Source organism: Cobetia sp. 3AK, assembly GCF_029846335.1.
GTDB lineage: Bacteria > Pseudomonadota > Gammaproteobacteria > Pseudomonadales > Halomonadaceae > Cobetia > Cobetia marina.
Window position 1 is genome coordinate 153,939 of record NZ_JARWKR010000006.1, and the last position, 18,080, is coordinate 172,018.

An 18,080-nucleotide genomic window follows, 5' to 3' on the forward strand; every position below is an offset into this window, starting at 1 on the left:
ACGCCCCCACAGGCTTCGCCTGTGGGGGCGTCTTGCGTGATCCAGTTCCCGTTCACATGAATGATCAAGGCGACGCCTCGCGTCAGTGGGGAATATCTTCCTGCCACAGGCGCTGGTAGAGGCCGGGCGTCGTCATCAATTCTTCGTGTGACCCCAGCTGCGTGACGCGCCCCTGTTCCAGCACCAGCAATCGATCTGCGTCCCGCACCGTGGCCAGACGATGTGCCACCACGATCAGGGTCACCTCGCCGCGTAACTCCTGCAGCGCCTGCTGCAGCAGCGCCTCGGTATGGCTGTCGATGCTGGCGGTGGCCTCATCCAGCAGCAGGGCGCGTGGGGTGGCCACCAGAGCACGGCCGAGCGCCAGCAACTGCCGCTCCCCGGTGGAAAGGCTCAGGCCTCGCTCGCCCAGCAGCGTGTCGAGGCCCTCCGGCAGTCCGCGGATCAGCGGCGTCAGGTGTGCCTTGTCCAGCACCATGTCCAGCCGTGAATCGCTGATCTCGCGTCCCAGCAGCAGGTTGTCGCGCAATGTCGTGGCACGGATGAAGGGCTCCTGGGGAACGATGGCGATGGCCGCTGCGCGTTGGTGTGCTGACCACTCTCCCAATGGCCGTCCATCCAGCCGGAGTTGCTCGCGGTGAGCCGGGCGCTGACCACTGAGCAGGTCGAGCAGGGTGGACTTGCCACTGCCGGTCGGGCCGACGACCCCCAGAAATTCACCACTTTCGATCGTGAGCGTGATGCCATCCAGCGCAGGGGCTTCTGCCCCCTGGTGCCAGTGGGTCAGATGCTCGAGCTGATAGTGACCACTCGCCAACGTCGTGATGGCATCTGTCTCGCTCGCTCGTGCTGACGCCGGCGTGGAGGAGGGGGCAGCCTTTGCCCCGGACTCCGTCATCATCCCCGCCGCTTCCCCTTCCCGTGGAGTCTGCAGCACTTCTTCCAGACGTCCAGCGGCTACCAGCGCTGACTGGAAGACCTGCAGGCGTTGGGTAATCTCGATCAGCGGTTCGCTGATGCGCCCCAGCCAGGCGATGAAGGCATACAGCACGCCCAGCTCAGCGCCTCCGCCCAGTTCACGCAGCCCGAAGACCGCGACCAGTGTCAGCGTGATCAGCATGGCCATCAGGTCGATGGCGGAACGCAGCAACAGGCCCGAGACGCGTACCGTGCGCATGCGCGCTGAATATTGCGCGAGATTGAGGCGATGATAGCGCTCGCCGAAGCGCGTCGTCTGGTGGCTGGCCTGCAGGACACTCATCCCGCCGATCGCCTCGGCGATACGTGCATTCTGAAAGGCGCGCAGTCGGCGTACTTCACTGGCAGCACGACCGGAGAAACGCTGATAGAGCCAGATCAAGCCGATGGAAAGCGGAATCAGTGCCATCGCGATGAGCGCGAGGGTGCCATCCATCAACGCCATGGCCGACAGTATGCCAATCAGCAGCACCACGTTGCCGACCAGCGTGGCCAGCACTCCGACATACAGCTCCTTCAGGGACTCGGTATCGTTGGTCACGCGTGCCACCAGTTCACCGGCCGCCAGAGTATCCAATGTCGTCAGTGGCTGATGGAGCAGGTGAGTGAAGACTCGCTCACGCAGATCGCGCACACTGGCGAGGGCCAGGCGTGCGAAGCGCAGTTGCTGTAGATAGCGCCCGGCGGCTGCCCCACCCTGGGTGATCAGGTACAGACCCATCAGCCCTGCCAGCGCCTCGGGGGCCAGATTGCCGGGAATCAGGTGCTCATCCAGGTAACGCTGTGTCAGCCACGGGCCGAGGACGTCCAGCGCCGTGGCAACGATCAGGATCGACAGCGCGCGCAGGACATCCCCCAGGCGCTGCCTCAGCGGTTGCCACAGCAGTATCAGGCGACGACGGCTGAGCAAGCGTGATGTCACGGGAGCCTCGGATTGCGTGTGACTCATGAGCGCACTCCCTGCGGTGCATCGCTGTCCCGGTCTGCCTGCTGGGCCTGCCAGAGTCGCCAGTAGGCGCCACGTGCCTCGAGCAGCGTCTGGTGATTGCCCTGTTCGAGAATGCGCCCGTCCTCGAGGACCAGAATGCGCTGACAGCGCTGGACGGCTGACAGACGATGACTATTGATGATCAGCGTGCGCCGTCGTCCCTGGCGCTCAGAGTGTTGCAGACGTGCCAGCGTGGTCAGCAGGGTGCGCTCGGTGACCTGATCCACGGCGGACAGGGTGTCATCCAGCAGTAGGATGGGAGCCTCGGTGAGCAGACTGCGCGCCAGTGCCAAGCGTTGACGCTGGCCGCCGGAGAGCGTGATGCCACGCTCGCCGATCATGGTATCGAGCCCGGCGGGAAGACGCGCGAGATCATTGTCGAAGGCGGCGGCGCTCAACGCCTGGTGTATCCGCGCATGGCTGGCCTCGGGACACGCGAGGGCGACATTGTCGGCCACCGAGAGCGCAAACAGGAAGGGATCCTGCGGGACGAGCGAGAACTGGTCACGCCATGCGCGAAGTGTGTACTCACTTGCGGGGTGACCTCCCAGTGTCAGCGTTCCCTGGTCGTCTGACAGCGGCCAGCTGCGAGACAGCAGGCGCAGCAGCGTGGACTTGCCGCTGCCGGTCGCACCGACGATTCCCAGGCTTTCCCCTGCCGCCACCTCAAGCGAGAGCGGTCCAAGAGAACGCTGCTGGCTTCCGGGGTAGTGGAATTCCTTGACCTCAAGGCGGAGTGAGTGGTCGCTCACCTCATCCCGTGTGCCGGTATCCTGCAGCGCTTCCGGGGCCGCATGGAAGATGGCCAGGCGACGAGCGGCCGCCGCACCACGCTGCAGGATGTTCAGACACCAGCCAAGCGCGAACATCGGCCAGATCAACTGGGCGAGATAGAGCGAGAAGCTGGTCAGTTGTCCAAGCGTGATGGCCTCCTGGAGATAGCGCCAGCTGCCGATGCCCAGCGTCAACAGGGTGGCCATCGAGAGCGAGAGAAACACCACGGGGCTGAAGGCGGCCTCGAGTGTCTGGACGTGATAATCCACGCGTTCGGCGGCCGCGGCGCGTTTCGAGAAGGCGCGGGCTTCGTCATCGAGCAGCGCATGACTCCTGAGCATGCGAATGCCGGCGAAGGCTTCCTGGGTCTGGTCGTTGAGGTCCGAGAAGCGTTCCAGCGATTCGCGAAAACGCAGTCCGATACGTCGGGAGATTCGGGCAAAGGCCCAGGCCATGAAGGGGAACGGCAGCAAGGCAAGCAATGTCAGCGGCACATCGATCGCGAACAGCATGATGCCCAGCACCAGTACGAAGGTCATGGCGCCATCGACGCTGGACAGCACACCTTCTGCGGCGGCCATCTCCACGGCATCGATGTCCTGACTGGCGTGCGCCATCAGGTCTCCGGTGCGATGACGCTGATAGAAGCCGGGGTCCAGGCGTGTCAGCTTGGCGTGAAAGGCATCACGCTGCTCCGTCCCCAGCCGATAGGCGGTCCCGAACAGCGCCACGCGCCAGGCATAGCGCAGGGCGTAGAGCGCGAGGCCCGCTGCCACCAGCCACCACAGGCGGGTCAGCAGGGCATCATGATCCAGACTGCCATCACGCAGGGCATCGATGGTGGCGCCGATGGCCCACGGCAGCAGCAGATTCAGCCCCGCGACCCCGATCAGGAACGCGATGGCCAGCAGGTAGCGGGGCCAGTGGCGGGTGAAGAAATCGAGCAGCAGATGTCGCAATGGGGCCTCGGGTAGAGGCCCTGTGCTCAGCTCGGCGGCGGGGTTCGGCGGGAGTGAGGTGCTGGAGTCACGGGACTCGCGATGGGGATCCTGCGGCCTTTTCGATGTTGCGCGTCCCGCCATGTCGACTCCCTGTCTGCCCCTGCCCATCTTCGCCACTCGGAGATGTTCGGCAGAGGCAGTATAACGAGAGTCTGTCCGCCAGACGCAAGCGCTGGCGGCGGGAGGCTTTCGGGAGGAGAAGGTCAGTCCGGCGGGATCACTTGCCGATGCAGAAGCTGCCGAAGATTTCCCCCAGCAGATCATCGGCCGAGAATTCCCCGGTGATCTCGGACAGCGCCATCTGGGCAGCACGCAGGTCTTCGGCCAGCAGCTCCCCCGCCGCGGCGCCAAGCAGCTGGGCCTCGCCGTTGTCGAGAGACTCGCCGGCACGCTCCAGCGCATCCAGGTGACGACGGCGGGCGCTGAAGCGACCTTCGGCCGTGCCGGTGAAGCCCATGATGTCCTTGAGGTGATCACGCAAGGCATCCAGGCCCTGATTGTCGCGCGCCGAGATGCGCACCACGCTGGCCTGATGACGCGCCTGCTCGGCATCGCCATCCTCGATGGCAGTGACGTTGGTCAACCCGGGCGACTCGCCGCTGGTGTCGATCTTGTTGCGGACCAGCGTCAGGCGTGACGGATCCGGCAGGCGTGCGACGAATTCCGGCCAGATCTCCATCGGGTCGGTGGCTGACGTGGTCGCGGCATCGACCAGCAACAGGACGCGATCCGCCTTCTCGATCTCGTCCCAGGCGCGCTGCACGCCGATGCGCTCGACGGCGTCCGGGGTGTCTCGCAGGCCGGCGGTATCGATGACATGCAGTGGCATGCCATCGAGGTGGATGTGCTCACGCAGCACGTCGCGCGTGGTGCCTTCGATGTCGGTGACGATGGCGGTGTCCTGCTCGGTCAGCGCATTGAGCAGGCTCGACTTGCCGGCATTGGGGCGGCCGGCGATCACCACCGTCATGCCCTCGCGCATCAGGGCACCCTGGTTGGCGGCGGCGCGCACGCCCATCAGCTCGGCCTTGACCTCATTGAGGCGCGCCGCGACATGCCCGTCGGCCAGGAAGTCGATTTCCTCTTCCGGGAAATCGATGGCGGCCTCGACGTAGATGCGCAGCTCGATCAGGCGCTGTACCAGCGCACTGACACGCGTCGAGAACTCGCCCTTGAGCGAACGCAGTGCATTCTCGGCCGCCGCGCGTGAGCTGGCATCGATCAGGTCGGCGATGGCTTCGGCCTGGGCGAGATCCAGCTTGTCGTTCAGGAAGGCACGCTCACTGAACTCACCGGGGCGTGCCAGGCGTGCGCCCAGCTGCACGCAGCGCTCCAGCAGCAGATCCATGATCACCGGGCCACCATGCCCCTGCAGTTCCAGCACATCCTCGCCGGTGAAGGAATTCGGGCCCTTGAAGTAGAGCGCGATGCCTTCGTCGAGGGCGATGGGGTTGCCCTGGGTGTCCAGTCCCGTGAACGGGCCATAGTGGGCATGACGCGGCGGGGGGCACTGGCCCAGCATGGCCTGGGCGATGGCCTGGCAGGCCGGCCCGGAGACACGGATGATGCCGACGCCACCACGGCCGGGCGGAGTGGCCAGTGCCGCGATGGAGTCAGGCTGGTAGGCGGTAGACATGCAGAAACCTCGGGCACGAAGCCGGAATGAAGGTGTAGGGGATGGGCGCTATTGTCGCGGCTGACGCCCCGCGACAGCAAGCGAGGGTGTGTCCGGAAGCATCAGCTGGCAGCAGGGCGGTCACGATCGCTCGAGAAAACAGAGGCCTGAAACGCCACGACCCCCGCCAGAGGCGAGGGTCGTGGGTGAGTCATGTCAGGCGAACCTGAAAGGCATCATGCGCCTTTCTTGGTCGGCTCGGCATTCTCGATCTGACGGGTGATGACGTACTGCTGAGCGATCGACAGCGTGTTGTTGACGATCCAGTACAGCACCAGACCTGCCGGGAACCACAGGAAGAAGAAGGTGAAGACGATGGGCAGCATCTTCATGATCTTCGCCTGGGTGGGGTCCGGAGGCGTCGGGTTCAGCAGCTGCTGGATGAACATCGTGAGACCCATGACGATGGGCAGGATGAACAGCGGATCCTTCACGGAAAGATCCTGAATCCACAGCATGAACGGTGCGTGACGCAGTTCGACGGACTCCATCAGCATCCAGTAAAGGGCGATGAAGACCGGCATCTGGATCACGATCGGCAGACAGCCGCCCAGCGGATTGATCTTCTCCGTCTGGTAGAACTTCATCATCTCCTGGGAGACCTTCTGGCGGTCGCTGCCGTACTTCTCCTTGATTCGCTGCATCTCGGGGCCCATCTTGCGCATCTTGGCCATCGAGCGGTATGCGGTCGCGGAAAGCGGGAACAGCACGACCTTCACCAGCACGGTCAGCAGGATGATGGAGGCACCCCAGTTGCCGACCAGCGCGTGGATGTGCTCCAGCAGCCAGAACAGCGGATTGGCCAGGAACCACAGCCAACCGAAGTCGACCACCAGTTCCAGATAGGGCGCGGTCGCTTCCAGCTGGTCCTGATCCTTCGGTCCGACGTACAGGGTGGCACCGAGCTCAGCCTGCTGACCGGCCGCGACCTGAGTGGTCGGGCTGGCGAAGGCCGCCACGTTGCGGTTCTGCTTGTCGACGCTGGTGTAGTACAGATTCTTCTGATTGTCAGCCGGCACCCAGGCGGACACGAAGTAGTGCTGGATCATGGAGACCCAGCCACCCTGGATGTCGACATTCTTGAAGCTGCCGTCCTGGATATCTTCGAAATCCACCTTCTGGTAGTGGTTCTCTTCTGACGAGAAGGCCGCACCCAGATAGGACTTCATGCCCATGCCGCCACCGGTGGACGGGTCGGCACTGTTGTCGCGAGCCAGCTGACCGATGAAGCGTGCACCGACCGGCTGCTGGGACTGGTTGTCCAGCAGATAGTCAACCTTGAGCTGGTAGCTGTCCTTGCTGACGGTGAAGCGCTTGATGATCGCGACGCCGTTGACGTCGGCCTTCAGATCCACCTGCAGGCTATCGTCATTCTCGCCCATGAGGTAGCTGTTGCTATCGGCGGAGAAGGCGATACGTCCCTTGTGACCATCCAGCTGCAGGCCGGACTTGGCCACGTAGCTGCGTGACTGATTGTCAGACAGCAGGACGAAGGGAGCTTCAGAGGTGTTGTTCTGCTTGTGCTCGAGCAGGGCGGCATAGACGACGTCGCCACCCTGCGGGTCAATACGCAGGTCCAGCACATCGCTCTTGACTTCGATCAGGCTGTTGCTCGGAGTACTGGTCGCACTGTCCGGCGTTGCAAGACCGGTATCGCCGCTGGAAGCATTGCTGCTGCTCGGAGCCTCAAGGCCCTGGGCAGTGGCGTTGGCAGCCTGAGAGGCCACCTGGGGAGCCTGTGTCTCTGCAGCGGGCTGGTCGTAATCCTTGTTCCACTGGACGACCAGCAGATAGGCGACAACCGCAAGCGGAATCACGAGGAGTAATCGTTTGACATCCATTGTGTATACCCGGTGGAGGGTGAATCAATCTGGCGGGAGTCAGATGAGTCCGGGTACGAACGGTGGGGCGCATAACGAAAAAAACGCCACATGCCGGACGCACCGGAGAGGTGTCGCGTCAGGCAGGTGGCGTTGACTTGGCCGCTTTCAGACGTCTGGCATCCTTCTCCAGACGAGCCCACATGCCGTCAAGCTGGCGATGCAGTGTCTCGTTGTCCAGCTCGTTCACACCTCGCTTGGCCAATACGACGATGTCGACGGCCGGAAGGCGATGCTGGCGGAGGCGAATGGATTCGCGTGTCAGACGTTTGAGGCGGTTGCGATCTACGGCACGGCGCACGTTCTTCTTGCTGAACACCAACCCCAGGCGGGCATGTCCCAGGTCGTTCGGACACGCCAGAGCCAGAAGCCCCTTGCCGTGTACCTTGAGGGTGGTGTGATCGAAGACGTGCCGGTAATCCCCGGCAGTCAGCAAGCGAAGCTGCCGGGGAAATCCCTGACGGGACATCCGGGCCTCGATCAGGCGCTCAGACGCTTACGGCCTTTCGCACGACGACGCTGGATGACCTCACGGCCACCTTTGGTCGCCATACGAGCACGGAAACCGTGTGTGCGCTTGCGCTTCAGGACGCTCGGCTGAAATGTGCGTTTCATAGCTGCTTCTTCCCACGTGGTTGTTTGGAAAAGGTCAACGAATGTTGCCCTGTATCCACATGAGGACAGGGCAGATTGGTCAGGGGCAGGGATTCTAGTGAATCTGCAAGTCGCTTGCAATGTCGCGTGAGAAGTTGTCCACAGCCGTTTCCCGACATTTCACTGCTGATTCGTGCCACGCCGCCCGTCAGCTGGCGTTTCTCACGGCTATCGAGCCAGCCACGGAGCACGTGTGCAGGGCCAAAAAAATCCTTGTCGAGAAAGGAGAGGAGAAACTGCGCCTCATGCTGACCGAGGGGAAGACTTGCGAAGGGGGGGGCGGCGACTCGTGCATCGGGTCCCGCTCTTTCGGGGGATAGCCCCTGCCTCCCGGGCTGTCTTGCCCGACCAGCCAATGACAGATTCGCGGCAGGAAAGCACCGGTGGATAACCTTGCCTGTGCGTGCGTCGCCACCTCCTCGAGAGGGAAAGCGCATTCCCGAGCAAGGCCCTCGCTATCATTGCTACAGAAAGGTAGTTCTGAATATACAGTAACTATAAAGGAGGGAAGATTCTGTGGATAACCTGTTTTTGTCGAAGAAGTTCAATCTACTGCCCTCAGGATATCCCTGATGATAAAGGGTGAAGAACCTGAGTTCAGCCTGTGCATGACACTGTGCATAAGTATCGCCTTATCCCCAGCGTTCCAGATGGCCTCCATCACTCCCCAGAATGTCCAGATGGCAGAAGAATCTTGATACCCAGGTTGTCCACAGTGGATTTCCCTGCCGATGTCGTGTGGATAACTCGTGGCTTGGCCTATACAATGGCCGCCCCTTTGATCACTGGATGTGAGGTCGCGTGTCGCTCGCACTTTGGCAACAATGTCTTGACGCCCTGCAAGACGAGCTGAATTCACAGCAGTTCAACACCTGGGTTCGTCCCTTGCAGGCTGAGGAAGGTGACGGCGGAGAGCTGTGCCTGCTCGCCCCCAATCGCTTCGTACGCGACTGGGTCAATGACAAGTACCTCAAGCGGATTCATGAGCTTCTGCGTGAGCTTGCTCCGGGCAAGCCGCCCAAGGTCGAGCTCAGCGTGGGAAGCCGCCGCACGGTCTCCAATCCGCGGCCAGAGGGGGCATCGACTTCATCGGTGTCCGCTCAGGCCCCTGCGCCCGGCCAGATGCCGAGCCCGCGTGCGCCGTCAGTGCATACGCCCCCGCGTGGCAATTACGCAGAAGAGCGTGAGATGGCGGGTGACGGTGCGCAGGAGGCGGCACCGCGTCGCAATGCGCGGCAGGTGCAGGTAGAAGGCAGCCTCAAGCATTCCAGTGGCTTGAATCCGAATTTCACCTTCGAAACCTTCGTCGAAGGCAAGTCCAACCAGCTGGCACGTGCCGCCTCCCGTCAGGTCTCCGAGAACCCGGGTGGCGCCTACAACCCGCTGTTCCTCTATGGTGGCGTCGGTCTGGGCAAGACCCACCTGATGCATGCGGTGGGCAACCATCTGGCCAAGCAGGGTGGCGAGAATGCCAAGGTGGTCTATCTGCACTCCGAGCGCTTCGTGGCTGACATGGTCAAGGCGCTGCAGCTCAATGCCATCAATGACTTCAAGCGTTTCTACCGCTCGGTGGATGCGCTGTTGATCGATGACATCCAGTTCTTTGCCGGCAAGGAGCGTTCTCAGGAAGAGTTCTTCCATACCTTCAATGCCTTGCTGGAAGGGGGACAGCAGATGATCCTGACCTCGGATCGCTATCCGAAGGAGATCAATGGTGTCGAAGAGCGCCTGAAGTCCCGCTTCGGTTGGGGGCTGACAGTGGCCATCGAGCCGCCGGAGCTTGAGACTCGTGTCGCGATCCTGATGAAGAAGGCGGACCAGGCGAAGGTCGACCTGCCTCATGATGCGGCCTTCTTCATTGCCCAGAAGATCCGTTCCAACGTGCGTGAGCTCGAGGGTGCCCTGAAAAAGGTCATCGCGGACTCCCATTTCATGGGGCGTGCGATCAACCAGGACTTCATCCGTGAATCCCTGAAGGATCTGCTGGCATTGCAGGACAAGCAGGTGGGTGTGGACAATATCCAGCGCACCGTGGCCGAGTATTACAAGATCAAGATTTCCGATCTGCATTCCAAGCGTCGCTCGCGCTCGGTGGCACGTCCGCGTCAGGTCGCCATGGCACTTGCCAAGGAGCTGACCAATCACAGCTTGCCGGAAATCGGCGATGCCTTCGGTGGACGCGACCACACGACAGTGCTGCATGCCTGCCGCAAGGTGGCCTCACTGCGCGAAGAGAACGCCGACATTCGCGAAGACTACAAGAATCTGCTGCGTCTTCTGACCAGCTGATTCAGTTGCCACGCAGCGCCGAGAGGGTGAGGTCAACCTGTCCGGCGCTTGGTGCACCGGGCCCTGTCGTGCGACGGCCCGGAATATTTGATGAGTGTGTGCTGGTCACCGGCAAGCACTTCTCCCGTTTCCAGAGAGTGGAGTCTCCATGAAATTTGCCATTTCGCGTGAAGCCCTGCTGCGCCCGCTGTCCCTGGTGGCGGGTGTGGTCGAGCGTCGTCAAACCCTGCCGGTGCTGTCCAACGTGTTGCTGGAGGTGTCTGATCAGCAACTGTCATTGACGGGGACCGACCTGGAGGTCGAGCTGATCGGGCGTGTCGAGCCCAGCCGTGTCGATGAGCCGGGTTCCGCGACGGTACCAGCGCGCAAGTTGATGGATATCTGCAAGTCGCTGCCGGAAGGCAGCGAGATCATCCTGGCGCTCGAGGAAGGCCGTGCCATCCTGCGCAGTGGTCGTTCACGCTTCACGCTCTCGACGCTGCCGGTCGCGGAATTCCCCAACATCGATGATGGTCAGGGTGATATCACCATCAGCCTGCCGCGCGGCACGCTCAAGCATCTGATCGATGCCACTTCCTTTGCCATGGCGCAGCAGGATGTCCGTTATTATCTCAACGGCATGCTGCTGGAACTGACCAGCAATCTGGTGCGCACCGTGGCCACTGATGGACACCGCCTGGCGGTATGTGAGCAGGCCGCTGACATCAGTGTTGCCGAGTCCCAGAAGCTGATCATTCCCCGCAAGGGCATTCTGGAACTGACGCGTCTGCTGGACGGCAGCAATGAGCCGCTGACGCTCACCGTCAGCGGGACTCACGTCCGGGCGCAGACCGGCGACTTCACCTTCACTTCCAAGCTGGTGGACGGCAAGTTCCCGGATTACGAGCGTGTCGTGCCGCGTGGCGGTGACAAGGTCATCGTGGCGGAGCGTGCCGAGCTGCGACAGGTACTGTCACGTACCGCGATTCTTTCCAACGAGAAGTATCGTGGTGTCCGCCTGTACCTGGAGGCCGGCAATCTGCGCGTGCTGGCCAACAACCCGGAGCAGGAAGAAGCCGAAGAGAACATCGCACTGGATTATCAAGGCGGTGGTCTGGAGATCGGCTTCAATGTCGGCTATCTGATCGACGTTCTGGGCGTGCTGGATTCGGATCGTGTCCAGTTGACGCTTTCCGATGCCAACAGCTCTGCACTGCTGGAAGAGCCGGGCGGCGGTGATGCGCGTTACGTAGTCATGCCGATGCGTCTGTAATAGTGTAAAATCGTTAAAAATCATGTGCTTGATTCGTAATTATCGCAAAGTGTACGCGAATTTCTTAAACACATGACTGACGACACCCGCCATCCTCTCCCGTGAGGTGGCGGGTGTCGTCACATTCAGGGCCAAGAGATGATGGCACGGCAAGCATCGTGTCGATCACAGGCTGAACGTGCATATCGTCTTCGTTTTCTTCATTTGTCCTGACTGAGGTCGCCATGGCGCTTGAACGTCTGCAATTCCAGAACCTGCGTAACCTTGCGCCTGTCGATATCGCGCCGGGTCCGAGGGTCAACCTGGTGAGCGGCGCCAACGGCAGCGGGAAATCGAGCCTGCTGGAAGGTGTGCATGTGCTGGGACTGGCACGTTCCTTCCGTACCCACAAGCTGAAGCATGCCATCGCGCACGATACGCCCGGCATGACGCTGTTCGGTCGGTTGGCAGGGGATCCCCCTCGCCCGCTGGGAGTGCGCCGTGAGCAGGCTGCAGATGGCCTCGAGATGCGACTGGATGGAGAGAAGGTCGAGCGTGTGGCGCAGCTGGCGCAGGCGCTTCCCTTGCAGCTGATCAATCCGGATGCATTCCGGCTGCTGGAAGGCTCGCCATCGGCACGCCGCGAGTTTCTCGATTGGGGCGTGTTTCACGTGAAACATGATTTCTTCGATGTCTGGCAGCGGGTTCGCCGTGCGCTCAAACATCGGAACGCGTTACTCAGACATGGTAAGATGGACGTTCAGGCATTGAACGTCTGGGATCGTGAGTTTGCTCATTGGAGTGAGCGTCTCGATGCCCTGCGCATGGAATATATGCAAGCGTTGGCCCCCCTGTTTCAGGCAACTCTCGCTGAGCTGATCGAGCTGCCGGATCTCAGTCTGCGTTATCAACGTGGCTGGGATGCGAAGCGCTCTCTAGGAGAGGTGCTGGCAGCAGGGCGTGACAGCGATAGCCACATGGGGTTTACCCAGACCGGACCGCAGCGCGCTGATCTACGCATTCGTCTCGGGCGCCGCCCTGCGGTAGAGGTGCTGTCCCGTGGCCAGCAGAAATTGGTCGTCAGCGCACTCAAGCTGGCCCAGGGGCGGTTGCTTGAGGAAATGAACGGACGTACCTGTGTTTATCTGATCGACGACCTGCCGGCAGAACTGGATGGCGAACATCGCCGACTCTTCTGCCAGTTGCTGGCCAGCCTCGAGTGTCAGGTCTTCGTGACCTGTGTCGAACCCGAAGCATTGGATCGGGTCTGGCTGCCGGGCACGGATGTCAGAATGTTTCACGTGGAACACGGGCGACTGCACACGGAATGACTTCACGACGGAGAAGCCAATGAGCGAACAGGCTTACGACTCATCGAGCATCAAGGTCCTCAAGGGCCTGGATGCCGTACGCAAGCGCCCCGGGATGTACATCGGCGATACCGATGATGGCACGGGGCTGCATCACATGGTGTTCGAGCTGGTGGATAATTCCATCGACGAGGCGCTGGCAGGGCACTGTAGCGAAGTCCGCGTGGTCATCCACGCCGATGAGTCGGTCTCCGTCAGCGACAACGGCCGTGGCGTGCCGACCGAGATTCATGAGGAAGAGGGCGTCAGCGCAGCTGAGGTCATCATGACGGTCCTGCACGCTGGTGGTAAGTTCGATGACAACTCCTACAAGGTCTCCGGCGGCCTGCATGGCGTTGGCGTATCCGTCGTCAACGCGCTGTCCGAAGAGCTGAAGCTGACCATCTGGCGTCAGGGCAAGGTCCATGAGCAGATCTATCGTCACGGCGTGCCAGAGGCCCCGTTGGCAGTGGTCGGCAACACCGAGAAGTCCGGCACCCTGGTGCGCTTCAAGCCCTCACCGCTGACGTTCGGCAACATCGCGTTTCACTACGAGATTCTGGCCAAGCGTCTGCGGGAACTCTCCTTCCTGAATTCAGGTGTGGCGATTCGTCTGATCGACGAGCGTAGCGGCAAGGAAGAGCTCTTCCACTATGAGGGCGGTCTCAAGGCGTTCGTGGATCATCTCAACACCAACAAGGCAGCCTTGAATCCGGTGTTCCATTTTGAAATGGAGCGCGAGGACGGTATCGGTGTCGAGGTGGCGATGCAGTGGAATGATGCTTTCTCCGAGAACATCTTCTGCTACACCAACAATATCCCTCAGCGGGATGGCGGAACTCACCTGGCGGGCTTCCGTGCAGCCTTGACCCGTACCCTCAACAGCTACATCGAGGCGGAAGGGCTGCTCAAGAAGTCCAAGGTCGGCACCACCGGGGATGATGCCCGTGAAGGCCTGACCGCGATCATCTCGGTCAAGGTGCCGGATCCGAAGTTCTCCTCGCAGACCAAGGACAAGCTGGTGTCGTCCGAGGTCAAGACAGCGGTCGAGCAGGAAATGGGCCGTCTGTTCTCCGAGTACCTGATCGAGAAGCCCAACGAAGCCAAGGCCATCGTCAACAAGATGCTGGATGCGGCACGTGCGCGTGAAGCGGCGCGCAAGGCGCGTGACATGACGCGTCGCAAGGGTGCACTGGATATCGCGGGGCTGCCGGGCAAGCTGGCTGATTGCCAGGAGAAGGACCCGAGTCTTTCCGAACTGTATCTGGTCGAGGGTGATTCTGCCGGCGGTTCCGCCAAGCAGGGGCGTGATCGTCGTACCCAGGCGATCCTGCCGCTGAAGGGCAAGATCCTCAACGTCGAGAAGGCGCGCTTCGACAAGATGCTGTCATCTGCAGAAGTCGGCACGCTGATCACGGCGCTGGGCTGCGGTATTGGTCGGGAGGAGTTCAATCCTGACAAGCTGCGTTACCACTCCGTGATCATCATGACGGATGCTGACGTCGATGGTTCGCACATTCGTACGCTGCTGTTGACCTTCTTCTTCCGTCAGATGCCGGAGCTGATCGAGCGTGGTCATATCTTCATCGCGCAGCCACCGCTCTACAAGATCAAGCGTGGCAAGCACGAGCAGTATCTGAAGGATGAGCAGGCGCTTCAGGATTACCTGACAGCCACGGCGCTGGACGGCGGCAAGCTGCACGTCAATGCCGATGCGCCGGGTATCGCTGGCGCTCAGCTAGAAGCACTGGTCAATCAGTATCGCGGCGTGATGAAGCGTATCGATCGTCTGGCGCGCGTCTATCCGTCTGCCGTGCTGCGCAAGATCGTGCATGCCCCGCATCTGGATGAGTCGGCACTGAAGGATGAAGCCATGGTGCAGGGCTGGATCGATGGTCTCCAGAAGGAAATGGATGACCTGATCGCCTATGAGGGCGGCCCGCACTACAGCTTCAGCCTCAGCCATGACAGTGAGCGCAACCTCTATCTGCCGGCAGTCACACTGACGGCGCACGGTGTCAGCAGTGACTATCTGTGGGACGTCGATTTCTTCAAGTCCGCGGACTACCGTGAGATCAGCGAGCTGGGCTCCATGCTGGAAGGCTTGCTGGAGGCGGGCAGCTATGTCTCACGCGGTGAGCGCAAGAAGGAGGTCGTCACCTTCTACGAGGCACTTGACTGGCTGATGAAGGAAGCGGCGCGTGGCTTCAGCATCCAGCGCTACAAGGGGCTGGGAGAAATGAATCCGGATCAGTTGTGGGAAACCACCATGGATCCGGAATCACGCCGCATGCTGCGTGTGACGGTCGAAGACGCGATCGGTGCCGATCAGATGTTCAACACCCTGATGGGAGATGAGGTCGAGCCGCGTCGTGACTTCATCGAGCGCTTCGCCCTGGTGGCCAATCTCGACGTCTGATGTCGTGATCGTCGCCAGCTGAAAAAAAGCCCTGATCAAGGATCAGGGCTTTTTTGTGCCTTGCTGCCAGTGCCAGAGCTGGAGCGTGCCGAAGGTGACAGAAAGGTGGGAAGAGAAAGGGAAGAGGGGGACGGCAGAAAGAGGCACGAGGCCGTCTCAAGCTGCCGGATCGCTTGCCAGCCATTCAGCGATACGCTCTGCCGTGATTGTTGCCGTCGCCAGCCCCAGATGATCCACGTCCTCGAGTATCGTGACGTGCGCGGCGGGATGTTGCGGCTGCAGGCATTCCTCGAGTCGGTCGGCGTGAAACGCCTCATCCTGATCACCGATCAATGCCAGCAAGGGCACGTGATGCCGTGACAGAGTCTCGAGGTCTCGTTGGTAATGGCGAGGATTGAGGCCTGTCATCAAGCGCCAGGAGTAAGCGCTCGTGGTGTTGGCATCGCGATATTCAGCGGGAATGTTGAAGGTGAGTACCTCGAGATGATCCAGGCGATGGATGGACAGCTTGTTCAAGAGCAAGCATGTCAGCATGCGTGCTATCCGCGGTTGTGCCCAGCGGGAATCGCGACGCATGTTGGGAGCGAGGTGATCCAGATAGGGAGCCAGCAGAATGAGGCCAGCCAGCGGGATGCCGGCAAGCCCGTGTTCCAGAGCGGATGCCGCGAACCGCAGTGCCAGGCCGCCTCCCGCAGAGTGCCCGGCGATCCACAAGCTGGCGTCAGCGGGGAGGTCCAGTGAGCGGATCAGATCTTCAAGATCCTCCTCGAGCTGCAGCGGGTGATCGATATCGCCGCGCCGGGCAGGCGTCGGGCCATGGCCACGCAAGTCAGGCGTGTGGACGTGATACCCCTCAGTGGCCAGATGCGTTGCCAGTGAGGCGAGGTAGCGACTGTCAGCACTGGAACCATGCAGCAGGATGAGGTGTGTCGTGCTCGCTGGAATGCGCGTCGGGTGGTAGTGACGACAGCCCAGGCTGCTGCCATCGCGACAGCGGTAGGGGACGAGTTCATTCGGTGCTGACCACGCTTCCTTGTCTGCCAGGAAAGTCGTGAAATCAAAGGCATGGCTGTTGGAATCGGGCATTCGCGTCACTCGCTCGGGATGTTGCGGCATGAAAAAAGCCCGCTATCTGATCAGGTCAGATAGCGGGCTTTTTCGTTCAAGGACCCGGCGCACTCGACAGGCTGATCAAGTCCGGTGCCTCAAGGCTTGGTATCTCAAGACTTGGTGTCTCAAGACTCAATGCGCCTGATTGAGGAAGCCTTCGTCCAGCTTCAGCTCATCATTGCGATTGATGCCGATATCGCGTGACAGGATGTTGCTGGCGATCTGCTTGGCTTCTTCCAGAGAATGCATCTGTGCAGTACCGCACTGATAGACGTTGAGCTCCGGAATCTCTTCCTGGCGTGCGACGTTCAGCACGTCCTGCATGGCGGCAGACCAGGCAGCGGCAACCCGGGCTTCGTCCGGCTCGCCGATCAGGCTCATGTAGAAGCCGGTACGGCAACCCATCGGCGAGATGTCGATGATCTCGACGCCATCACCATTGAGGTGTTCGCGCATGAAGCCGGCGAACAGATGTTCCAGCGTGTGAATGCCCTTCTCGGAGAGAATCTCTTCATTCGGCACGCAGAAACGCAGATCAAAGACGGTGATGTTGTCGCCCTTGGGGGTACCCATCTTCTTGGCCACGCGCACGGCAGGGGCTTTCATGATGGTGTGGTCGACTGTGAAGCTATCCAGCAGTGGCATACGAGGCCTCCAGCATGAGGGAGTGAGATGGGCAGGCCGTTGCCTGCCCGGATTCATGTCTGAAGGGTAGCATATCGCCGCTATTGAATAGAGGGGCAAGCACATGCCGGCGCAGGGAGTGCGCGCGGCATGTGTGTCTCACAGATAGCTCTCGGCAGCGGCTTCACAGCTCACGCAGCGGCGCTGGGACTTTCCCGGCTCACCATCCGACATGGCATGGTTGAGCTCGCCATCCAGCAGGCGGTTGGTGAAGTCGGCCAGGTTGGCGACCACCAGCACGTCCTTGAGGCCCTCGCCATCGGCCAGTGTCTTCTGGCCCTTGCCGGTCATCACCAGCGCGGCGCGACAGCCGGCCTTCTGGCCAGCGACCAGGTCGCGCAGACTGTCGCCCAGCATCCAGGCGCCTTCGAAGTCCGGAATCTGCAGAGCGTCCTGAATCTGGTGCAGCAGGCCGGGTTCCGGCTTGCGGCAATCGCAGCCATCATCCGGGCCATGCGGGCAGTAGGCGATGTGGGCGATATCGCCACCGGCTTCCTTCACCAGCTGCATCATCTTGGCGTGCATCTGGTCGAGTTCCCGGTGACCGAAGTGGCCGCGAGCGATGCCGGACTGATTGGTCGCGACGGCCACGGTATAGCCCGCTCGCGTCAGGCGAGCGATGGCCTGAATGGAGGTGGGGTATTCGATCCACTCCTCGGCATTCTTGACGAAGGCATCGGAGTCTTCATTGATGACACCATCACGGTCGAGCACGATCAGTTTTTGCATGGTCAACTCTTCACCTCAGGGCAGTCAGGGGCGTCAGCCGGGCTGCTTGTCAGGGGGTCGCCGCTTTGCCTGGGAAATTGTGAGCCAAGTCACAAGATGACGCTCGCACGGGGATTGGGCAAATGGCGCCGAGTGACCGAAGAGCGTGGGTGCGACAGGCTGTCACGCTTTTCGAACACTGTTTCTATACTGGATTCTAGTGCGACCTAGGTAGGGGATCAAGGCAGAATTTGTGACATCGCGGCCACATTGCGTGTAATCCTGTCACGCAATACGTCATTTCGAGGAGGCTGGATGCAAAAGAACCCCGCCGTGGCGG

At 61.3% G+C, this 18,080-nt stretch carries 13 protein-coding genes; 4 read left to right on the plus strand and 9 right to left on the minus strand.

Going from position 1 to position 18,080, the window contains the following annotated elements; all coding sequences use genetic code 11:
* Nucleotides 1-82 precede the first annotated feature (82 nt).
* The 6 genes from QD228_RS10420 to rpmH form a co-directional block, all read right to left on the minus strand.
* Nucleotides 83-1,927 carry an ABC transporter transmembrane domain-containing protein gene (locus QD228_RS10420; protein ID WP_279875516.1) on the minus strand — a complete coding sequence of 615 codons (1,845 nt, stop codon included), beginning with the start codon at nt 1,925-1,927 and terminating at the stop codon, nt 83-85.
* Entirely contained in the window at nt 1,924-3,699 is a 1,776-nt protein-coding gene (locus QD228_RS10425) for an ABC transporter transmembrane domain-containing protein (RefSeq protein ID WP_279875517.1), read from the minus strand. Before QD228_RS10425 ends, QD228_RS10420 begins: the two co-directional genes overlap by 4 nt.
* Nucleotides 3,700-3,958: 259 nt before the next feature.
* Entirely contained in the window at nt 3,959-5,377 is a 1,419-nt protein-coding gene (gene mnmE, locus QD228_RS10430; RefSeq protein ID WP_279875519.1) for a tRNA uridine-5-carboxymethylaminomethyl(34) synthesis GTPase MnmE, read from the minus strand.
* A 215-nt stretch (nt 5,378-5,592) separates the two neighbouring features.
* Nucleotides 5,593-7,257 (minus strand): membrane protein insertase YidC, encoded by a 1,665-nt coding sequence (gene yidC / locus QD228_RS10435; protein WP_077379744.1) that lies wholly within the window; start codon nt 7,255-7,257, stop codon nt 5,593-5,595.
* Nucleotides 7,258-7,375: 118 nt separating this feature from the next.
* The gene (gene rnpA / locus QD228_RS10440) at nt 7,376-7,765 is read right to left on the minus strand and encodes a ribonuclease P protein component (protein ID WP_077379742.1); all 390 of its coding nucleotides are present in this window, start codon (nt 7,763-7,765) and stop codon (nt 7,376-7,378) included.
* 11 nt (nt 7,766-7,776) lie between these two features.
* Nucleotides 7,777-7,911: a 50S ribosomal protein L34 gene (gene rpmH / locus QD228_RS10445; RefSeq protein WP_043331656.1), complete on the minus strand. Its 135-nt coding sequence runs from the start codon at nt 7,909-7,911 to the stop codon at nt 7,777-7,779.
* Between the two features lie 840 nt (nt 7,912-8,751).
* On the opposite strand from rpmH, the gene dnaA reads away from it, so the two are divergent.
* The 4 genes from dnaA (at nt 8,752) to gyrB (ending at nt 15,238) form a co-directional block, all read left to right on the plus strand.
* Nucleotides 8,752-10,239: a chromosomal replication initiator protein DnaA gene (gene dnaA, locus QD228_RS10450; protein ID WP_077379738.1), complete on the plus strand. Its 1,488-nt coding sequence runs from the start codon at nt 8,752-8,754 to the stop codon at nt 10,237-10,239.
* Between the two features lie 148 nt (nt 10,240-10,387).
* Complete coding sequence (gene dnaN / locus QD228_RS10455; protein WP_077379736.1) at nt 10,388-11,491, plus strand: DNA polymerase III subunit beta; 1,104 nt, start codon at nt 10,388-10,390, stop codon at nt 11,489-11,491.
* Nucleotides 11,492-11,715: 224 nt separating this feature from the next.
* On the plus strand, nt 11,716-12,801 hold the full coding sequence (gene recF / locus QD228_RS10460) for a DNA replication/repair protein RecF (RefSeq protein ID WP_077379734.1): 1,086 nt from the start codon (nt 11,716-11,718) through the stop codon (nt 12,799-12,801).
* Between the two features lie 19 nt (nt 12,802-12,820).
* Nucleotides 12,821-15,238: a DNA topoisomerase (ATP-hydrolyzing) subunit B gene (gene gyrB, locus QD228_RS10465; protein ID WP_084209549.1), complete on the plus strand. Its 2,418-nt coding sequence runs from the start codon at nt 12,821-12,823 to the stop codon at nt 15,236-15,238.
* A 156-nt stretch (nt 15,239-15,394) separates the two neighbouring features.
* On the opposite strand, the gene QD228_RS10470 is transcribed toward gyrB, so the two are convergent.
* The 3 genes from QD228_RS10470 to gmhB form a co-directional block, all read right to left on the minus strand.
* Nucleotides 15,395-16,324, minus strand: a complete 930-nt coding sequence (locus QD228_RS10470) for an alpha/beta fold hydrolase (RefSeq protein ID WP_279875522.1) — start codon at nt 16,322-16,324, stop codon at nt 15,395-15,397.
* 156 nt (nt 16,325-16,480) lie between these two features.
* Nucleotides 16,481-16,993, minus strand: coding sequence for an S-ribosylhomocysteine lyase (luxS, locus tag QD228_RS10475; RefSeq protein ID WP_077379728.1), 513 nt, complete (start codon nt 16,991-16,993; stop codon nt 16,481-16,483).
* A gap of 138 nt (nt 16,994-17,131) precedes the next feature.
* On the minus strand, nt 17,132-17,761 hold the full coding sequence (gmhB, locus tag QD228_RS10480) for a D-glycero-beta-D-manno-heptose 1,7-bisphosphate 7-phosphatase (RefSeq protein WP_077379725.1): 630 nt from the start codon (nt 17,759-17,761) through the stop codon (nt 17,132-17,134).
* Nucleotides 17,762-18,080 lie beyond the last annotated feature (319 nt).

Excerpts from the sequence above, each read along its gene's own strand:
- QD228_RS10420 (WP_279875516.1), bottom strand. The coding sequence starts at position 1,927 with ATGAGTCACACGCAATCCGAGGCTCCCGTGACATCACGCTTGCTCAGC.
- mnmE (WP_279875519.1), bottom strand. The coding sequence starts at position 5,377 with ATGTCTACCGCCTACCAGCCTGACTCCATCGCGGCACTGGCCACTCCG.
- yidC (WP_077379744.1), bottom strand. The coding sequence starts at position 7,257 with ATGGATGTCAAACGATTACTCCTCGTGATTCCGCTTGCGGTTGTCGCC.
- rnpA (WP_077379742.1), bottom strand. The coding sequence starts at position 7,765 with ATGTCCCGTCAGGGATTTCCCCGGCAGCTTCGCTTGCTGACTGCCGGG.
- rpmH (WP_043331656.1), bottom strand. The coding sequence starts at position 7,911 with ATGAAACGCACATTTCAGCCGAGCGTCCTGAAGCGCAAGCGCACACAC.
- dnaN (WP_077379736.1), top strand. The coding sequence starts at position 10,388 with ATGAAATTTGCCATTTCGCGTGAAGCCCTGCTGCGCCCGCTGTCCCTG.
- recF (WP_077379734.1), top strand. The coding sequence starts at position 11,716 with ATGGCGCTTGAACGTCTGCAATTCCAGAACCTGCGTAACCTTGCGCCT.
- gyrB (WP_084209549.1), top strand. The coding sequence starts at position 12,821 with ATGAGCGAACAGGCTTACGACTCATCGAGCATCAAGGTCCTCAAGGGC.
- QD228_RS10470 (WP_279875522.1), bottom strand. The coding sequence starts at position 16,324 with ATGCCCGATTCCAACAGCCATGCCTTTGATTTCACGACTTTCCTGGCA.
- luxS (WP_077379728.1), bottom strand. The coding sequence starts at position 16,993 with ATGCCACTGCTGGATAGCTTCACAGTCGACCACACCATCATGAAAGCC.
- gmhB (WP_077379725.1), bottom strand. The coding sequence starts at position 17,761 with ATGCAAAAACTGATCGTGCTCGACCGTGATGGTGTCATCAATGAAGAC.